The organism is Spartinivicinus marinus, from assembly GCF_026309355.1.
GTDB classification, from domain to species: Bacteria; Pseudomonadota; Gammaproteobacteria; order Pseudomonadales; family Zooshikellaceae; genus Spartinivicinus; species Spartinivicinus marinus.
Genome location: NZ_JAPJZK010000001.1, coordinates 1639615 through 1661181, shown reverse-complemented (window position 1 = coordinate 1661181; position 21567 = coordinate 1639615). Strand labels below are relative to the sequence as shown.

The 21567-nt window shown below is 37.8% G+C and carries 9 protein-coding genes; 7 read left to right on the top strand and 2 right to left on the bottom strand.

All coding sequences use genetic code 11. The annotated features are described in order from the left end of the window. Nucleotides 1–27: 27 nt before the first annotated feature. The 4 genes from OQE68_RS07600 to OQE68_RS07585 all read left to right on the top strand — a co-directional run bounded on the left by OQE68_RS07600 (nucleotide 28) and on the right by OQE68_RS07585 (nucleotide 15277). Complete coding sequence (locus tag OQE68_RS07600) at nucleotides 28–2916, top strand: TIGR02921 family PEP-CTERM protein (RefSeq protein ID WP_180568594.1); 2889 nt, start codon at nucleotides 28–30, stop codon at nucleotides 2914–2916. 343 nt (nucleotides 2917–3259) lie between these two features. After that, nucleotides 3260–14356 carry a putative Ig domain-containing protein gene (locus OQE68_RS07595; RefSeq protein WP_180568593.1) on the top strand — a complete coding sequence of 3699 codons (11097 nt, stop codon included), beginning with the start codon at nucleotides 3260–3262 and terminating at the stop codon, nucleotides 14354–14356. Between the two features lie 3 nt (nucleotides 14357–14359). Then, complete coding sequence (locus tag OQE68_RS07590) at nucleotides 14360–14962, top strand: hypothetical protein (RefSeq protein WP_180568592.1); 603 nt, start codon at nucleotides 14360–14362, stop codon at nucleotides 14960–14962. A gap of 24 nt (nucleotides 14963–14986) precedes the next feature. Beyond that, nucleotides 14987–15277 carry a hypothetical protein gene (locus OQE68_RS07585; protein ID WP_180568591.1) on the top strand — a complete coding sequence of 97 codons (291 nt, stop codon included), beginning with the start codon at nucleotides 14987–14989 and terminating at the stop codon, nucleotides 15275–15277. A gap of 28 nt (nucleotides 15278–15305) precedes the next feature. On the opposite strand, the gene OQE68_RS07580 is transcribed toward OQE68_RS07585, so the two are convergent. Then, nucleotides 15306–17780 (bottom strand): DNA polymerase II, encoded by a 2475-nt coding sequence (locus tag OQE68_RS07580; RefSeq protein WP_180568590.1) that lies wholly within the window; start codon nucleotides 17778–17780, stop codon nucleotides 15306–15308. Between the two features lie 325 nt (nucleotides 17781–18105). Here OQE68_RS07580 and OQE68_RS07575 point away from each other — a divergent pair, with 325 nt between their 5' ends. Together OQE68_RS07575 and OQE68_RS07570 are read left to right on the top strand one after the other, a co-directional pair. Next, nucleotides 18106–18438, top strand: coding sequence for a hypothetical protein (locus OQE68_RS07575; protein ID WP_180568589.1), 333 nt, complete (start codon nucleotides 18106–18108; stop codon nucleotides 18436–18438). A 52-nt stretch (nucleotides 18439–18490) separates the two neighbouring features. Continuing rightward, a complete protein-coding gene (locus OQE68_RS07570; protein ID WP_180568588.1) occupies nucleotides 18491–19168 on the top strand; it encodes a class I SAM-dependent methyltransferase in 678 nt (225 codons plus the stop codon). A 25-nt stretch (nucleotides 19169–19193) separates the two neighbouring features. Here OQE68_RS07570 and OQE68_RS07565 read toward each other — a convergent pair whose 3' ends face one another. Continuing rightward, nucleotides 19194–19520, bottom strand: coding sequence for a type 1 pili tip component (locus tag OQE68_RS07565; protein WP_180568587.1), 327 nt, complete (start codon nucleotides 19518–19520; stop codon nucleotides 19194–19196). Nucleotides 19521–19679: 159 nt separating this feature from the next. Here OQE68_RS07565 and OQE68_RS07560 point away from each other — a divergent pair, with 159 nt between their 5' ends. Then, on the top strand, nucleotides 19680–21542 hold the full coding sequence (locus OQE68_RS07560; RefSeq protein ID WP_180568586.1) for a M48 family metallopeptidase: 1863 nt from the start codon (nucleotides 19680–19682) through the stop codon (nucleotides 21540–21542). Nucleotides 21543–21567: the final 25 nt, after the last annotated feature.

The window sequence follows — 21567 nt, the reverse complement described above, 5'->3', positions numbered from 1 at the left end:
AAAGAATAGTGATAATGGAGTTAGATTATGAGTAGTCAGCAGGCAAAAAAAATTATGTATAAGTTGATAAGGTTATTTAACTATGGACTATTTTGGTCTTGGAATCTTATCTTCTGTATTGTTGCTTTATTTATCTTAGTTCCTTATGTTGTGGTGGTGGCTATTAATGATGCCATGTTGGGAGCGGGCACCTGGGGGCAAGCAGGCTATGCGTTATTTATTGTTGTTATCCCAATAGTAACAATGGCTTTAGGTGTTACTGTATATAGAAGAAACCCGTCAATGTTACTAAAGCTATTTTACGGGTTTGAAATGCCAGTGGTATTTTTAATATTGATGCGATTGATCTTGCTAAGAGATATTAATCCTGGCATGGTTCATTTTTTATTTAATATATTTATTGCAATAGGGTCTTTTTTCTTCCTAAGCTGTATTGCTGATACCAAAAAATTGAAATTACTTGCTCTACCTTATGTTAGGGTTATTCTTGCGGTAATCACCCTAATGACAGGCTGCTATTTAGCTGCACTGATGTTGCCTTTTGCCATACCCTTTTTTATTAGTACTATAAAAGTGTTGGTTGAAATAGATTGGTTAGAAGTGTTAGAAAATTTCTTCTTATTTCCAGCTATATTTTTTGCAGTAGTGTTAGGGGTTTACAGCTTTAGCTTATTTATTTTTCTTCCATTTGCTATGACTTACCTCTATATAAGTCAGTTCATCAAGGAGTGGAAAGTAGCAAGTAAACAATTAAATATGTCACTTGTCTCTGTTGCAGTTATTTTGCTAGTAGTAGTCAATATTGGTACCTTTATCGTAGTTAATCAGCAGTCACAGCAGCATGTATTCAATGCACTTGGTGAAATTACTGATCAAAAACCCTTGAGTATTGAGCAAGCCAATTACTTTTTAGAAGAAAAGGGTAGTATTCGAACAGCGCTAGTGAATGCTTATCTTGGTGCTTATCGATATGTGTCTACAGATGAGAAAAGTACAGCGGTACTGGCTGCTTATAAAACAGCGCTGGGTTCGTCTGATTATACGTTGGCAAAAATATCTCAAGCATTCTTTAATGCTATGGCTAGCCCTTTTCTTTATGATGGCAAAGATTTTCGACAGGACAAAGCAAAAGCTGCGGTTATGTATAAACGGTTATTTGATACCCCAATTGAGAAAGCCGAAAAACATGCCATTATTGATGCTATTCAGGCAACCTGGGAGCGGGAAGAAATGGCGGCAGGGTTAATCAATGCAGCTAATCGGCATGTGTTAGTAACAGAACAGCAGATTTGGGTAAAAGCAGTTGCTGATACTGCACAAATTAATATTGTACAACGGTTGGAAAACCAAACCTTTACTAACCAGGAAGTGGTTATGCATTTCTCACTGCCTGAAGAAGCGGTATTGACAGGTTTATGGTTAAGTGATGATGAATCAAAGCCTCGTAAATACCCATTTGTTATAGCACCGAGAGGAGCAGCACAGCAGGTGTATAACGATGAGGTTAAGCGACGAGTTGACCCTTCTTTATTAGAAAAGGTCGGGCCAAGACAATATCGGTTACGCGCATTTCCGGTGTTAGCTAAAAATTGTGAACGTAGCTCAAGGTTTTTCTATATTCGCCATAATTGTAAAACTGACCCTTTATTTGTTGAGTATGAATACACAACAACTGCTAATAATGATGGCAGTTGGCCTTTACCTAAGCTATTGGAACAGCGAAACTTATTTTGGAATCATAGCTTAGGGCTAACGTTAAACGGACAGAAGCTAGTAAAAGGAGAAACCTGGTTACCTGAAGCATTTTATTATGAATCTGAAAATACACAAAGAAAACTAATGAAAGCAACGTTTGGAAATACCATTATTACTGCTAAGCCACGAGTGTTAGAAGATCACCAAACTCAACACAACTATACAGATTTTATAGTTGGTATACTCATTGATAGCTCATACAGTATGAATACCAACAGGCAAGCTGTAACCAGAGCGATATCTTGGTTAGAGGCAAATAATGTTAATTATGATTTGTATAGCTGTAATGTCGCTTGTACTAAACTACCAAATAAGAAAAGCGATTTTGACTTTCTAAGTAATCAGCAACCTTATCAGCAGCTTTCTCTTTGGAAAAACCAGCTAGGATTTGATCAATACAATATGCTGATTATGTTGACTGATAAAGGTAGCTACGAATTAGAAAAAGATAATAACAATCAATTAATTATGCCTGCGCCTTTATGGTTAGTGCATCTAAATAGTGAATTGCCTTATGCTTACAATGATAATATGCTAGAAGCAATAAAGAAAAGCCAAGGTGGCATAGTAGGATCTATTGAGCAAACTTTTTTAAAGCAATACCATCGTAAGCAGTTTGTAGAAAAGAATAAAAGCAATAAAGAGTTAAACAACAGTATAGAAGTAAAAGTGGAAAATGAACAAATAAATGATAGAAACCAAATCATTCCTTTTGCTATAACAGATCATTACTTGTGGTACGCATATACCAGTGATAATTCTAATGTCTCAAATAATAATGAATTCTTTACAAAATTAGCAAGTAAGCAATGGCTTGAGTATTTAGCAGTGAATAAAGACACAAATAGTTTACCTGTATTAGATGAGCTGCATTCAATAGCAAAAGAAAATCAACTAGTTACAGACTATTCATCCATGCTGGTACTCGTGAATGACCGTCAGAAGCAAGCTTTGAAGGGAGCTGAAGCAAAGGATGATCGGTTTGACCGAGAAGTTGAAAGAGGTAGTGAAGATATTACCTCACCTACAGATGTTTTCTCAGTACAAGCTGTTCCTGAGCCAGAAGAGTGGTTGTTAATGGGGCTGGTTGCTATTATGTTAGGGGTAGCTTATTTTAGAAGAAAGAAAAATCAAGAGTTGCTCATGAAAGTAGCTGTATAGTTTATTTAGTATATTACTAACTGATATTTTTTGAGAATCAATATGAATACTTTTATCAAAACGACATTTTCTCATACTGTCGTTTATTTTTTCTATCTATCCACAAAATAATATAACTTGCACAGCCTGTTTTTTCCTTACTATAAAAAATAGATTATCAAATCAATAAGACCATAGTATTATATTTTGATATTGTTTAATAGGCTAATCTTTCTCAGTTACCAAAATGTAACCTGTTAATAGACAATTATTTAACTATAAATTCCTTCATTATTTCTAGCTTGGATGCTTACAGCGTTGCTGTGTGCTCACTTTGTAAAACGGATTCTAAACGAGGTGTTGTATGGGAACCCGATTCAAGTGGTTGGTAGGCATTTTATCTACGACCTACTTTTTAGTTGCTTCTTCAGTATTGTCTGCTGCATCGCCATTTGCGGCAGATGTGTTAGTGGTTATTGATGAATCTGGCTCAATGGAAAAGGAGCAAAGCTGGATTGGGGAGGTGGTTCCTTTACTGGAAGAAAATTTAAAAAATTATGGTATTGGTAATGAGTCTACTGCTAATCAATATGGTTTGATTGGGTTTGGAGACAATGCCCAAGTACCGAGAAAGGTATTAATTGATGGTGAATCAATGGGTTCTGCTGATGCATTTGTTAATGCAGCGAAACAATTACATACCTCAGGCGGAACAGAAGATGGTTGGCGTGGTATACAGTATGCGTTAACTGATTACCCGCGTCGGGATGAAGCAGCACTTAATATTATTCTTGCTACAGATGAAGATAGAGATAATACAGATAGCACCATTACTTATGAGTCAGTATTAAAACAATTAACTGACAGTCGTGCACTATTAAATGCAGTCGTTAATGTTCAAATAACCTGCGAAGATGGAAAACCAGCATTGGGAATGGATAGTAATGGGGTTGGCTATCAGGTTGATGGTAATGGTGGATATACTACTTGCAATAATGCCAAAGCATCAGGTGGTGATGGTAATACGGTTGCACACTATGTCAACTTAGCCTTAGAAAATGGCGGCGCAGTTTGGGATTTAAATGTATTGCGACAAGGAGGACATTTTGCTCAATCATTTACCAATGCGTTGTTGGATATTAAAGTTGAAGAAATTCTTAAGCAGCGCCCGCTGGGTGATTTAGTAGCCGTTGCAACAGTATATCCTAATCCAGCTGTAGCAAATCAGCCCATCACACTAGATGGAGCAAGCTCATTTTCTCAGCTGGATGGGCGTGAAGTCGTTAGTTGGAATTGGGACTTAGATAGTGATGGCAATTATGATCAGTCAGGGCCTGTTGTAACTCATGCGTTTCCTAAAATGGGGGAATATCCAGTTATCCTTCAAGTGACGGATAACTCAGAGCCTCCTTTAACAGATACAGTCACAATTAAAGTTAATATTAATTTACCTCCACTTCCTCCCTCTGCTAATGCTGGCGGACCTTATTTATTTTGCCCTAATACACAGCCCTGGCGTTTAGATGGCAGTAAGTCAGAAAATCCTGATGATGGCTTACATGAAGAAGAAAAACCTGCAGATAAAATTATTGAGTATGTTTGGGACTTAAATAATGATATGAAATTTGATGATGGGTATGGTGCCATTATCAATGCTACGGAAGTTTTATCAAAACTAGGAGTGGGTGACCATATCATTCGTTTAAAAGTAACTGATAACACCAGTCAAGCGTTTCCTAGTAGTGAATTAGCAAACCTTTCAGATGTTGCTGTTACTCAGGTTCAGATCCGAGATGTTAGTGACCCGTTATGTCAATGTTTACCTGATATAACTGCGGATCGAATTAAAGCTAAAATATCAAAAGGAAATACAGCCAGTTATGTAGAATTAACTTGGAATAATATGGAAGCGCATCACTATGCAATATATCGTAGCCAAACTCAGGGTGGACCATATACGCATATTGCAGATGTTGATGGTAGTAATATTAGCTATGACGACAGAGAAGTAGAGTCAAATGCTTATTATTATATGGTATCGGCTGTAAAAGCGAATGGACATGAACAATGTCGTTCAGTTGAAGTTGCGGTAAGTGGGAATAATGGTGGTAATACTGTACCAGTATTTGACTCTGTGCCGGTACTAACAGCAACAGAAAATAGTCAATATGAGTATCAAGCTAATGCAATAGATAATGATTTTGGTGATCACATTACCTACGAACTGCTTACAGCACCAGCTGGTATGACTGTTAACCCTCAATCTGGTTTAATTCAGTGGACACCTAATAATGCGCAGGTTGCATCTCATACTGTTGCAGTTCGTGCATTTGATATTTATGGCGCTTTTGACCAACAACGCTTTGTTATTAAAGTTGAAAACAGCAACCAGCCACCTCAAATAGTTAGCGAAGCAATTACAACAGTTAAAGCGAAATCAGAATATAAGTATAAAGTACAAGCAGTCGACCCAGATCAGGGTGATAAACTAACTTTTAGTTTGATTACTGCACCACAAGGTATGCATATTGATAGTGGTACAGGTGACATTAGTTGGATTCCTTTAAATACCCAGGTAGGTGAGCACGAGATACATATCAAAGTGGCTGATGCTGCAGGGCTAGAAGATAACCAACAATTTAAGCTTGTTGTTAAAGAGTTAAATTTACCACCAAAGTTTACTAGCGTTCCCTTAACCACTGTTGTTGAAGAAACAAACTATCAGTATCAGGTAAAAGCGACTGACCCCAATGTAAATGACACTATTATTTATTCGCTTGATACTTTTCCTGCTGGGATGAAAATAAACCCTAATACAGGAGTGGTAAATTGGCTGCCTAATACTCAACAAATAGGAGAGCACAAAGTTGTTATTGTTGCTGCTGACCAACACAATGCAAAAGCATCTCAAACCTTTTCTGTTAAAGTTAAAGAGGCCAATAAGCCACCGCAAATAACAACAGATAAATTACCTAATGCATTTGAAGGTAAGCCCTACCAAATAACGCTTCAGGCCAATGACCCTAATAGTAATGATACTCTGACATTCTCACTAACTGGGCCAGCCAATATAAAAATTGACGCGAAAACAGGCGTTATTACTTGGTTACCCTTGTCAACTCAAATTGGTAGTCAAACAGTTACTGTGCAGGTTAAAGATAATCATGGTTTAACCACTAGTAAGCAATTTTCAATTTTAGTAGTTGAAATAAATGAAGCGCCCGTAGCAACACCACTGGCATTGGAAACAAAAGAAAATATTTCACTTAATATTCAATTGGCAGCCACTGATCCTGATGGGGATGAGTTAATATATACAATCGTTAAGCAGCCAGAGCATGGCACCGTTTATGGTGAAGTGCCTCACTTAATTTATTTACCTAATGCTTATTTTTCAGGTAATGATGAGTTTACCTATGAAGTGTCAGATGGGCGATTAACAAGTAGTGCAAGGGTAACTATTGCTACCGAGCCAACAGTAGACAACCATCCTCCTGAAATAATTAGTAAACCAAAGCAAAAATATACTTTAGAGGTGCAGTCAGGGCAGCCACAACCACTGGCATTAGAACGATGGAAGCCTGTCGTATTATTTGATGTAAGTGGTGATCCTACCCCTTCCTGGCAAATTACTAATAACGGAAAAACCGCTGTTCAATCGGTGAATGCAGACCCTTCAGCATTTATTGGTGATTTTCATCTTGCTAATAACCAAGTAAGTGGTACCTGGCGGGTAAGCACAACAAGTGATGATGACTATATTGGGTTTGTGTTTGGTTATCAGAACCCTTATCAGTTTTATTTGTTTGACTGGAAACAAAATGCTCAAACATTTGAAGGAATGCATGCAGAAAGAGGAATGACACTTAAAGTGTTTAATCTTGCTGCTGATGGCAGTGAGGGGAAACCACAATTCTGGCCAACTAACCCTGCTAATGGAAAAGTGTTGTTTAATAATGATGTACCTTGGACAGCCAATGTTGATTATGACTTTGTACTATCGTTTAGGCCTGGGCAAATTAATATTACGGTTAAGCAAGGTGATCAAGTAATTGAATCATTTTCGGTGGAAGATACTACTTTCACTGATGGCCTGTTTGGTTTTTATAATTATTCTCAAAGTCATGTGGAGTACAGTGGTTTTACAGCAGAACGTTTAGCTAATCGAACGTATATTTATCCAGTTATTGCTAAAGACCCAGATAATGATGTATTGAAATATGAGTTAATTAACGCGCCTGAAGGTATGTCAATTGATAGTACCTCTGGGCAACTGATATGGCAGGTTACAGAAGATAAAGTAGGTACTTATCCGGTTACAATTAAAGTAACAGATACACAAGGTGCCAGTGATCAACAGGCATTTAATCTGACGATTGCTGATAGTCGACCTGTGATCACTACTTTAGAGTTATCAGATGGTTTTGTAGGAAATAGCTATAAAGCGGATATTAATGCTTTTGATAAAAATCCTGAAAGTTATTTAGTTTTTGACTTGTTGGAAGCACCCTTCGGTATGTCCATAGAGCCTATGACAGGGCAGATTAATTGGATACCAACTATAGGAGACTTAGGTAAGCATATTGTTGTAGTGCAAGTTACTAATGAGCAAGGACTTTCCTCTCAAAGAAAGTATTCATTAAATATTAAAAAAGCATCTCTCAATAAACCACCTTACTTTACTTCAGCGGCAAATACGGAAGCGATTGTAGGGCAGCTATATCAATATGTGCCTGAAGCAGTAGACCCAGAAGGTGAAGTAATTGATTTTGGTATGGCACACATTCCTTATGGAATGACCATGTTTGATGGCAATACCATAGAATGGGTACCAACAGCTGACCAGAAAGGAACTCACGAGATTATTTTGGAGGTACGTGATGAATCAGGGAATGTTGGTAAGCAAATATTTTTAATTACTGTTGCAACAGTTGAAGGCAATCATTTACCAGAGTTTTTATCTACACCAGAAAGTAATGTTGTAGTAGGAAATGAATTTTATTATCAGCCAGAAGTGATTGATCCTGATGGTGACCTTGTTTCATTGTCTTTAATTCATAAGCCAGATGGAATGACCATAGAAGCAGGGAAAATAAAATGGAAACCTGCTTTGGAACAAACTGGTTTCCATCAAGCTATTATTTTGGCAAGGGATGCTCGTGGTGCGGAAGCAACACAGCAATTTGAAATATTAGTACGTAAAGAGGCAATTAACCAAGAGCCTGTTATCACCAGTACACCAAGTCAGGCTGTTATGGTAGGAGATAACTTCAACTATACGGTATTGGTTGAAGATCCTGAAAATGATCCTTACTCCCTGTACCTGGTCGCTAATCCAGAGGGAATGAAGGTCAGAGAAAATAAAATAATACACTGGCAGCCAACTGCTTCAGATATTGGCACCCACTCAATTACTTTAAGGGCTAAAGACCAAGCGGGTAATGTAGTTCAGCAGCGATTTAAATTAAATGTGACTGTTGATGGAAATAATACACCGCCAGAAATAACTTCTCAGCCAACCGGTATTGCTTATATAGGTGAGTCATATCAATACACTATTACTGTTGAAGATAAAGAAGGTGATCCAGTATTAATTAGTATTGAATCAGCACCTGCAGGAATGAAGCTCGATGCAACAACGAATGTACTTTCCTGGGAGCCACAGGCTGAGGCACTTGGTCAACATCAGATTAAACTTATGGTGTCTGACAATAGAGGTGGAATTAATACCTATACTTATACATTGCATGTAGTGGAACGTTCAACCAGTAATTTACCCCCCAAAATTATCAGTACTCCTCCGCAAAAAACACTTTCTGGTGAGACTTACCAATATCAGGTACAGGCAACAGACCCAGAAGGAGGTGTCTTAGTATACAACTTAAGATCCTCTCCTGATGGAATGTTAATTAATGAGACTGGACTTATTTCTTGGCAAACTGACAACACGCATATTGGTAAGCATTCCGTCATTATTCGTGTTGAAGATGAGGCAGGTAGTTTTACTGAACAATCTTTTAGTGTGCTTGTTGAAGATAGCTTAAATCATTCACCTAAGATTACGTCAGTACCAGGATATACTGCTATGCCTGGGGTTGCCTATCAATATCAAATTACTGCTGTAGATACCGATGGTGATGTTTTAAGTTATCAACTGTTGAATGCTCCTGCTGATATGTCTGTAAATGACACAGGGCTTGTTGTATGGGTTCCAAAAGAAAATCAGCTAGGTGAACATAATATCCAAATCAAAGTTGCAGATGGCCGTGGTGGGTATCAGCTACAAACATATACTCTTCATGTACTGAATAATAATGAAAACCACTCTCCTATAATTAGTTCACAGCCGCCAGCAATTGCAGTGGTTGATCAGACATATCAATACCAGTTGATTGCTTCAGATGTAGATGGCGATTCACTTTCTTATAGCATTACCAATGGACCTGAAGGGTTAACTGTTGGTTCATCCGGTTTAATTCAGTGGTTACCTGATAGTCAATTTGCAGAGCACAGCTATCAGGTTAGCATCACAGTATCTGATGGCCAGGCAACGGTAACTCAAACTTATAATTTAACTGTCTTAAGTCAACCTGAATTACTGGATGGACAATTAACCGTTTCTTCTCAAACAGTGAAACTAGGTGAGTCAGTTATTATTAATCTAGCAATAACAGGAGGTAGTGGAGAGCACTCTGCGAAAGTTACTGTTAATGGTTTAGTGTTAGCTCTTAATGATGGTAAAGCTGAATATACGCCAAATGATGTGGGTCGTTATGAGGTTGTCGCCCGGGTGTCTGATGGTGATGAAGAATTTATTTTAAAAGATCGGTTTACTGCTTATAAGGATGATGATGCAGAAGTGCCAGTTGTTAAAATCATTTCTCCTGATTCAAACGATAAATTAACGGATATAGTTGATATTGTTGCAACGGTTGAGGACGCTAATTTAGCCGATTATCGTTTATCTGTTGCACCTAAAAAGACAAGGATATTAACCACGGATTTACAATTAATAGCTGAAGGTGCTAGTAGTGTTAATAATGAAGTGATTGGTCAGCTTGATCCTTCATTATTGATGAATGGGCTTTATGTGCTGTTTTTAGAAGCCATCGATTTAAATGGTAATAAAACTACAGATACTATTAACTTAGCGATTGAGGGTGACCTTAAAGTCGGTAATTTTTCATTTACAGTAAAAGACATTGAGTTACCTCTTGCAGGTATCCCCATTCAGATTAATCGAACTTATGATTCTCGGCGACGTAATGAGTTATTAGATTTTGGTTATGGTTGGAGCATTGATTACCAAAATGTCAAAGTCGAAGAATCTAGAGTACCTGGAAGCCACTGGGAATTAAACCAATATGCTACAGGCCCTCTGGGGATATTAAAGAAATACTGTGTAGAGCCGCAAGGTAGCCCATTGATAACCGTAACATTACCTAATGGTGATGTTGAAAAATTTGAGGTGGCTGCTTCACCTAAATGTAATGATGTAACACCTATTAAAGATGTGCAGTTGGTGTTTAATGCAGTTGGTGATAGTAAGCATTCAAAGCTTGAAGCATTGGATAGTAGCCATGGTTACCTCAATGGCAATACTATTATGGATTTAGGCTCTTTTTCTGCTATTGATCCGAAAGCATATAAGCTAACTACACGTAATGGATTTAAATATTATTTAGATCAAGACTTTGGTATTACTAAAGTAATTGACGTAAATGGTAATACTTTAACGTACAGTAATAATGGTATTAGCCATTCAAATGGCGAAAGTATTACTTTTGCTAGAGATAATAGTGGGAAAATTACATCAATTACCCAGCCTGATGGAAGAAAATGGTATTATAAGCTTAATAGTCGCTCTGATCTTATTAAAGCAATTAACCCTCTAAACCAAGGTGTCGAGTATAGTTATAATCGCTCACATGGTTTGCTGGATATTATTGATTCTTTGGGCAATAAGCTGGTGAAAAATATTTATGATGATAATGGCCGGCTCATTGCTCAAGAAGATAGTAATGGAAAGCGAACTAGCTTTAATCATGATTTAGAAGGAAAGCAATCAGTTGTAACAGATAGAAATGGTAATACAACAACTTATTATTATGATGAACAAGGCAATGTAACTTCTAAAGTAGATGCTATAGGTGGTGTTACTAAATATACTTATGATCAGGAAGGAAATAAGACAAGTGAAATCAATCAACTTGGTTATTCTACAACGGCCACTTATGATAAAAATAATGATTTAATTAGTGAAACAGATGCACTAGGTAATACAACTAAATATACCTACAACACCCGTGGCCAGGAATTAACAATTACTGATGCACTGGGTAATACCTATATTAATAGTTATGACGGTGTAGGTAATTTACTCAGTGTAAAAGATCCAGTAGGTAATCTGGCAGGCAATAATATTAATGTCAAAGGTTTGGTTACTAAAACAACTGATGTAACAGGCAGTACAACTGAGTATTCTTATAATGAAAAAGGGCAAAAAGTAACAGAAACCAATGCTCTAGGTCATACAACTACTTTTACCTATGACGATAGTGGTAACGTAAAAACAGAAAGTCGTCAGCGTATGGCTAGCGATGGAAGTATTGTTACAGAAGTAACTACCTATACTTATGATGATTTAGACCGGGTTATTAAAACCCAGCATTCCAATGGTTCTGTTACAGCAAAAGAATATGATGCTGTTGGTAATGAAGTGGCGACAGTCGATGCATTAGGCCATCGTATAGAATATAAATACGATGCTTATCGTCAGCTAATAGAAACTCGTTATCCTGATAATACTACAGAGAAAAAGCAGTACGATGCTGAAGGTAATGTACTGGTTGCAACGGACAGAGCAGGCCGTATTACCCAGTACAGTTATGATGCACTGAACCGGCAAACTAAAGTTATTTATCCAGATGGTTCCACTACACAAACTGTTTATGATGCAGTTGGTCAGGTCGTTGCTGAAATTGATGCTAATGGCAACCGTACTGAATATGAGTACGATGCTGCAGGACGCCGTACATTAACGCGTGATGCTTTGGGCAATGAATACAGTTTTGAATACGATGCCGAAGGTAACCTGATTGCAGAAGTGGATGCGAATGATCATCGTACGGCTTATGTTTATAATACACTTGGTCAGCGTATTGAAACTATCTATCAGAATGACTCAAGGCAAACTACAACATTTGATGCCTTATCCCGCCGTACAGGCCAAAGTGACCAGGCCAGCGTCAAAACCAGTTATCAATACGACAAGTTAGGTCAGCTAATAAAAGTGATTGATGCTTTAGGTAGTGCTACCACTTATAGCTATGATTCAGCTGGTAATAAACTTACCCAAACAGATGCAGAAGGACGTACGACACATTGGGTATATGATGCAGCAGGGCGGGTAACTTCTCGTACTTTACCTATGGGGCAAACGGAAAGTTTTACCTATGATGCTAACGGCAATCTTATTGGGAAAATGGATTTTAATGGCCAAACTACCCTGTATAAATACGATAGTAACAATCGACATGTTCGTAGTGAATATGCTGATAGCCGGGTAGAAACCTTCCAGTATGATGCTGTGGGCAACCGCACCCAGGTACAGGTGACATTAGCCAATGACACAGTAAAAACCACAGCCTACAGTTATGATCAGCGAAATCGATTGATTTCCGAAACTCAGCCAGATGGTGCCGTCATTCACTATAAATATGATCAGGCAGGTAACCGTACCCAGGTGAAGGTAACTCAAAGCAATGGTCAGGTAAGCACAACTGATTATAGTTTTGATAAATTAAATCGCCTGCAAAGTGTTACGGATAGTAATGGTACGACCACTTATGGTTATGATGCTGTGGGTAACCGTACCAGTGTTAGCTATCCCAATGGCAATAGCCAGGTTTATAGCTATGACAGCTTAAACCGACTAACCAAGTTGGAAACTTATAATCAATCTGGTGGTTTACTGCAGTCTTACCATTATACGCTGCACCCAACAGGTCGTCGTACCCAGATTGAAGAGCACAATGGTAGAGCCACCGCCTATAGCTACGATAAGCTATATCGATTAACCAGCGAAAATATTACTGATGGGGGCAATGGTAATTATGCTGCCAACTATCAATACGATAAAGTGGGAAATCGCACTCAAAGTGTCGTCAATGGGGTTACCACACAATATAGCTACGATGATAATGATCGCTTAATTCAGCAAGGGGGAATTCACTATAGCTACGATGCTAATGGCAATACCCTGAAGGAGGCTGTTGATGGTAAGGCCACCACTTACCGTTACGATGCCAAAAATAAACTGGCAGCTGTTGAGAAGGAAGGTAAAAGCGCCAGCTATCGCTATAACTACAACGGCATTCGTATAGCGAAAACTGAAAATGGTGTCACCACTAACTTTATTGTGGATACAAACCGCAATTATGCTCAAGTGCTGGTAGAAAGTGATGGTACTAATCAAATCAACTACACCTATGGAGATGATCTGGTTAGCCAAAAACGTAATGGTACCTCAAGTTATTACCATTATGATGGATTAGGCAGCACCCGAGCACTATCGGATACAACAGGTGTAATTACTGATACCTACAATTACGAAGCCTTTGGCTCATTATTGAACTCAACTGGCACCACTAAAAATAATTATTTATTTACTGGAGAGCAGTTCGACTCAGGATTGAATCAGTACTACCTACGGGCTCGTTATTACAACCAGCAATCCGGGCGCTTTACTCAGATGGATAGTTGGATGGGCAGTAAGTTTGCCCCTAATTCACTTAATAAATACAATTATACCGAAAGTGACCCTGCTAATGGAGTAGATCCATCTGGGTATTTTACTATAGCTAGTGTATCAATAGGTAATCTAAATGTAAGTTTTGGTAATGTAGTTAGGTATACTTCATTATTTAATCAGGTTGTTACTAAGCTTGATGCTGCGATTACTGTTATGGAGATGGGGAATGCCTTGCGCAAGGCTTTATCTAATAATGCAATACACAGATCTATAAAGTCACTAAAGGCTACTGGTGCTGAGCCAAGGTTTAGGTATCAACTTGCATATCCTGAAGAAGGATTGAATATTCTGTTTAGCCATTTGCCTGAGGTTGTAAGAAATATTACACAAAAAGGACTAATGAATAATTTTTTGAAAAATAAAAAAAATGATTTACTGATATATGGTCCAACGCCTGAGATGAAGAAAACACCATGGCCTGCAGCTGGAACAAGAATTTTGATTGGTAAGTTAAGCTTAGTGAAATCAAAAAGGAAGGTATACTTAGAGCTTGGTGCAAGTGCTAAACACAGAGGACGTTTTATTGGTATTGGAAATACCCAAGGATCAACAAAAGGACATGAACAATGGTTTAGGATGGATTATCATTCACCTCATGGAAATGAGGCTGCGATTTGGGGTAATTATCATGCACATTATGGTAAGTAGGTTGTGACAACTGAATTTTACTTTGGAAAATGTAACTTCAAATATCATGGCTGGTCTGATAATGAGAGGCTAGCCAATAATTTATGGCAGATATTTAATGGAAAGATGGTTTTGGTGGTCTTTGATAACGACCATCTTTCCCAAGAGATATATAAGGAAAGGCTCTCTTATTATAAAGAAACTTTTGACGAAAAAGATAAACTTGGCAGTTTGGGGTTTAGTGATATTTATAATATAGAATATATTAAAAGTTATAACTTATTTCCTGGAATTGTAGGAATTGATCCTTTGACTGTTTTACGGCCACTGGATGCAAATGGTTTGGAAAGTGTTTTGACGTTTACTAGTGGTGATGAAACTATTCATATTTTGTCAGATGACTTTACTGCAGAGGATATTAAAGATGTTTTTTTAAATTATGCAAAAAATTGTATTTTTAGAAACTATGAAAAGAAGTTGGTTGATTATTTGTTAGATGATTGTAAACACTATTTTAATGTTAATAGTCTTTGGTTGGTTGATACCTATTGTGATGATGAAGATGAGAATAGGTACTTTGTAATATCAGGGAATGAAGAAAGCTATAGAAGAGCTGTATTTGATTGAGTTTAGGTTTATTTTGCAGTGAATATGTCTGATTTAGTAGAGTTGATTAAGAAAAGGCCTGGGATGTATATTGAAAGTCAATCTGCGACTGAACTCGATTACTTTCTACGAGGCTTTATTGCTGCAAAAAAGTTGGTTAACAATGAAACTGGAGATATGGAATCCTACTACGGTTTCAATCACTGGGTTTGCAAGAAATTTGATATTGAAGCGAATGTTTCTTGGCGTCGAGCAGTTGTTTTTCATGAGCCGAATGAATTCTATGCGTTTCAGAAGTTTTTTGAGTTATGGGATGAATATACTTTAGAAAGATAAAGATAGTATTAATAAGATAAACAGAGGGCTAATCAAACAACCCAATCTGCTTATCAATAATTTCACTAAACGAAGTATCTAAAAAATGCAGAATACTATCAGCAATCGGCATGATTTGCCGTTCGATATAAAGGTCATAGTCCAGTGGAGATTGTAAATACTCGACTGGTTCTGGCCCACTGGTAGTTAAGCAATACTCTATCCAGCCACCTCGGTGATATTTTGGTGGCTTATTTGCTTGCTGTCTTCTCAACTCTGCTAGTTTGGCGGCTTGTACATGAGGTGGAATATTTTTTTGATAATCTACTAAGCGTCGACGAATACGTTTTCTGTAGATAAGTAGCTGGTCATTATCTCCAGCATAAATATCGGCTATTAGTGAACGTATATAGTCTTGATAAGGTTCATTATGAAATATACGCCGATAGAGCTCCCGTTGAAACTTTCTTGCTAATGGTGTCCAGTCTGTTCTAACGGTTTCTAAACCTTTAAAAATGAGCTCAGACTCATTGTTCTTATTGATAGCCAGTCCGGCGTAGCGTTTTTTGCTACCCTTTTCAGAGCCTCGAATGGTTGGCATAATAAAACGCTTGAAGTGTGTTTCAAACTGAATTTCTAAATAACTTTCTATTTTATATTCCTGGTAGAGATAGTTGGCCCACCACTGATTAAGCGCTTTGGCTAGTTGTTTACCAATATCTTTGATGGTGTCTGGTGCAATATTAGGATGATAGCCTTTTAAAGATACAAATACAGAATCTGTATCACCATAAATGACTTGATAGCCCTTTTGTTCTATTAAGGCTTTCGTCTCGTATAAAATGAAATGCCCACGTAAGGTAATTGAGCTTGGCAAACGGTAGTCGAAAAAGCGACAACCTGGTGTGCCTAAAACACCATAAAAGGAATTCATTAGTATTTTAATAGCTTGGGACATAGCGGTATGATTGTGCAATTTTGCTTCGTCTCTTGCCGCCCAAAGCTCACCAATAATATCAGGTAAAATATTTTCCTGTTTAGAAAAAACAGCGCCATTAAAGCCAGGAACAAATGTTTCTTTATTTTCTATTGATGTTTCTGTTTTATCTGCTTTTGGTGTAGTCTGGCAGCTTTCAATACCTTTAATTAGTCCGAGTGGGTCGATTTTGAAAGTGCGAATAATGCTGGGATACAGACTTTTAAAGTCTAGCACTAGTACATGGTTGTAAATGCCAGGGAAAGAGTCCATAACATAGCCTCCAGGGCTACCAACCCCTTGAGGATTATCAGGGATATTAGGGGCAATATAGCCAGCACGATGTAAGCGGGGCAAATAACGGTTGTCAAAAGCGGCAACTGAGCCGCCAAAACGATCCATTGCCAAGCCGGTTAACTGGGCTCGCTCAATGGCAAATTCAATCAGCTCAGTTGCTTGAAATATATCCCATACTAACTGGCAATCTTCTAGGTTATAGGCGGCAAGAGCTTCCTTATCCTGCTCAAATAATTGAGTAATTTCCTTACCACGATTATCTTCTGACTGAATAAGCTTTCCTCGTTGTAATACTTCATTAGCAACCTTCTCTAAGGAAAAACTTTCAAAACTATAAGTAGCTGATTTAAGGGTATCAATGCCATCTAATACGAGTCGACCAGGTAGAGTAAGTATATAGTGCTCGCTATTAGTGCGTGACTGACGCCAGTCGAGAAGCGTATTGTTTCTACCTAGTTTTAGGGGGATATGTAATCGATCTGCAACCCGCTGTAGAAAGCGAAAGTCAAAATTAATGACATTCCAGCCAATAATAATATCCGGGTCTATCGTTTGCACAGTACTGATGAACTGAGTCATTAACGCTGCTTCATCATGACAAAAGTAAAGGTAATCTGGCTTTGTTGTATGGCAATCATTGTTGCCAAGCATAAACACATACTGTTGTGTTTGTTGTGGTGTAGGACTACAGGTAGATATTAGGCCAATTGAATAAAGCTGATTGCCAGTGATTGCTGTTTCAATATCCAGTGATAAAATGGTATAGCTTGGCTGATAACGACTGGGTTTTACTTTGGGGTTGATTGTTTCAAGGAATCCATTTTTTTGTAAAAAAGTCCCACTTATTGAGAAAGCACCAGTAATAAAACGCTCCATTAAAAAGCGATCGGTAGGTTGAATATCTGCTTCTAGTGGTACAATACCCTGTTCTTTCAAGAGCCTTCTAGCATCGTATAAAAATCGTTGCTGATTAAAATAAACAGCATGTATGGCATTCCCTTGGAAGGTTTTTAGGGTAATGGGTTTGTCATTCCAGCTGTTTTTTGGAATGTGGCTAGATAAGATATATCTAGCCTGTTCTATGTAGTTTGACTCAATAAAGAAAACGGCTGGCTGGTTGATATAGCGTAGTAGAACAGGTCCTTGACAGGTAGTCAGCCAAAAGCTTAATTGTAAGTGTGTATTACCTGTGGTGTCGGTAATGTCACTCCACTGTCTAGTGATTAAAAAACCATCAAGGATGTCTGCCATTTCTAAGCTATACCAGTTACTTTTCTTCTATTTTGACATGAGAGTAAAGTTGATAGCTAGCTTTCAACAAACCTATATACCTTCATAAACGGCATCATGAATATCTCTAATCAGGACAAGCAAGGAGAAATTAGCGAATAATATTTAGTTGTATTAAGTTAACTACTAATTCACAAATTAGATAATAACTTCCCTTGTTATTTAAAAATATTTTAATATAGCTATCGAGAATGATTGTTCATATGGTGGTTTTGTTATGAAGTTTGTAACAACATAAACTAAGCTGTAAAAGAAGTTTTGCTGTAATCGTCAGATATAATAAGCCATGGCTAGTTCAGTTTCAGAAAATAGAAAGCTAACCGTTATCGTCAGAGTAGAGCCAGGTTGTCTTGGACCAGAAGGTATGAGTCATATTGAAGAGTTTTGTAAATTTATTTATGCAAAAGAGTCGGCTTTAGACTACCACTTTGTTAATTGGTCATTTATTCCTCGATATGACAAAGATTTGTCTGAATTTGAATTTCAAATTGACAATCGTAAAATTACACCAGCAATGGCAAATAAATACTTACAGATGTTTTCTAAAGAATTAAATGCTTTTGAAGATGAACTACATGATCATTTAGCTGATTATATAGAAGAGTATCTAGCTGCTTGAGGAAAGTGAGCTTATTGCAATACAATGCCGGAATAAATTATAGAGAATTAGAATGACTTCTAGCATGGGAAAAGAGGACTTAAGCCATCAAGTAGAAAAGTCCCAAAAGTATTTTAATAAGCTAAGTTTATTTTTTTATGACTGGATACTCTATGGCATTATTTCTAAGTATGCTTGGGGTTGCTCAACAATACGGCTGGATGAACACTATAGAAACTATATTAGCAATAATCATCTTGAAGTAGGAGTAGGAACAGGTTTCTTATTAAATAGAGTGAAGTTTCAGTCAGGAGATGTGCGCTTGGGCTTGATGGATTTAAGTCAGAGCTGTTTGCAAAAAACAGCAAAAAAAGTGGCCCGTTATCAGCCAGAAATTTACCAACAGAATCTGCTTGAACCAATAACTAATCCAATAGAGCCTTTCGACTCTATTAGCATTAATTATGTTATGCACTGTGTGCCTGGAGGTTTTAAAGAAAAAGGAATCGTTTTCAAACATTTGAAATCATTATTGAATGAAAATGGTGCTTTATTCGGTACAACAGTACTGTTCCAAGGTGTGCCGAAAGGGCTTTTTGCAAAATTGGTACTGGCTATCATGAATAAATTAGGGGTATTTAACAATAAACATGATAGCCTGGAAGAGCTAAGAGACTGTTTATCCTCTAATTTTAGTCATGTTGACTTACAGGTAGAAGGCTGCACGGCAGTATTTGTTGTTAAGTCTTAGTTATTTTGCTACCCGAGCTGAATACTTATTCTGATTGCATGCTTGCTAGATGCTGTTTTGTCAGTGATATAAATTGGGGAGTTAAACCAACATCCTCATAAATTGGGTTACCATCTTCATCGTGAGCAACCACTTTTGAGCCAGGTTGATAAGGAAAAGCTTCTTCCAATTCGTCTAATGCAGCAGTTAACAAGTCAGTGATTATTTGTTGCTCTGAACGACCTTTGTACAAGTCTGCAATAGCGGCAATTTTGGCGGCATCGTGCTGGGTCAGGCGAATCTCATAAAACTTGCGAGTGCGTTGTTCCTTGTCTGGGCTACCCCATAGTTCAAGTAAGTTACGGATTTTCATAATTATTTCCTAGCCTATAGATCCTTGTTTAATACTACATAGTAGCTGTAAAAACCGGCTTGTAAAAATAGTTGTAGCGAACAAAAGAGGGTGACTATTTTTTGTCACATCAATTTAGTATATCCTTAGCAACTTTGTTAATACCAGCCTGGTGATGTTATGAGTAGTAAGCATGTGGATCACGATTTTGAACGTACTGCCGCGAAAGCAGAAGCTTTGGCTGCAAGTAATATCTCTTGGTACAAAACAAAACTGTTTCTATATGCTCTACTGGGTTATGGAGCTATTTTTGCGGTGCTTTTAATCTTATGCGGTGTAGTTGGCGGTTTGGTTGCCATGGCATTTTTTAGCTCCGCTTTACTACTTCTTTTGTTTAAGAAAAAGCTTTTCCTGGTGTTAATTCCTACTATTTGGATATTGTTAAAGGCTCTGTGGGTTCGGATATCACCTCCGACAGGTTATGAATTATCTCGTAGGCAGTTTCCTATGCTTTTCAAGGAGTTGGATTCACTACAAAAACAACTGAAGGCACCAAAAATTCATCGGGTAATTTTAACACCCGAGCTTAATGCGGCTATTTGTCAAACACCTTTGCTTGGTGTGTTTGGCTGGCAACGGAATACTTTGATACTAGGTATGGAGTTATTGCTTACATTATCCCCTAAGCAGGCAAAAGCTGTTGTTGCCCATGAACTTGGTCATTTATCGGGAAATCACAGCCGTTTTCATGGCTGGGTGTATCGAGTTAGGAGTAGTTGGTATCAGATCATGTATGCCTTTCAACACCAGGATTCATGGGGGGCTAAGTTGATGGGGAGGTTTTTTAATTGGTATGCTCCGCGTTTTGCAGCTTATTCATTTGCCTTAGCTCGTGCCAATGAATATGAAGCTGACCAAATAGCTGCACAATTGACAACACCTCAAATTACCAGCTCTGCTTTGATTAATACTTTTGTAACAGGGCCGTATGTTGAAGAGCATTACTGGCAAAATTACTTTAAAAAAGCTGACATTATGCCTGAGCCTGATCATTTACCCTGGATAGGGCTAAAACAGTTTGTTCAGGAGCATCAGCAGCACCCAGAAGAGTTACAGAAAAAACTAGACGAAGCTTTAGCAGTAACCACTTCTTATGATGACACTCATCCGTCATTAAGTGATCGGATCAAGTCGTTAAAAACGGAACCTACAGTACCAGCACCTATTAATAAAACGGCAGCAGAAGTATGGTTTGGTAATCAGTTTAAACGAGTAATTAATGAGTTTGATAAGGATTGGTTGCAGCACCAACAAAATAATTGGCAGCAACGTTATCAATATGTAGCTGAAAGCAAGGTAAAACTTGTTGAGTTGGAACAACAAGCAACTGAGTTGCTATCAAATGAAGCGTTATGGCAAAAGGCTTGTTTAACTGAAGAGTTTGCTGATGAACAAGTTGCTTATTCATTGTTTCAAGCTTATCAACAACGTTGCCCTGAAGATCCTGATGTAGCTTTTGTACTTGGCCGAATGCTATTCACTAAAGAGAATGAAAGTTGTCTGGAGCATTTTAAAAAGTCATTAGAAAATCGTCGATTGGTCATTGATGCTTGTAAATATGCTTACGCTTTTTTAAGTCGGCAGGAACGTTTAAAGGAAGCCGAATGGTGGAGAGAACAAGCGGAACAGCAAATGCAGTATGATGAAAACAGCTATCAGGAGCGATCTTATTTGCATCCAAGTGACTCGATTACTCCAGCATCAGTTGATAAGGATTTGAAATCCCAGTTGTTAGAGCAGTTAGATAACTGCTCTAACATTAAAAAAGCTTGGCTGGCTCAAAAGCAGGTTAATCACTATCCTGAAGTGCCTGTACTTATTCTTGTTATTCAGTTTAAAGGTTGGAATTTTTCGTACGAAAAATTAGTAGAAAAAATTGAGCGAGATATAGAAGTACCTTGTAGCTTATTTATTTTAGCTAAATCTGGAGACCATAAAGATCTAGCTAAAAAGATAGTTAAGAAAGCAGATCAAGTTATTTAAGGTTCCTTCCTCTGGTAGGCTGGCT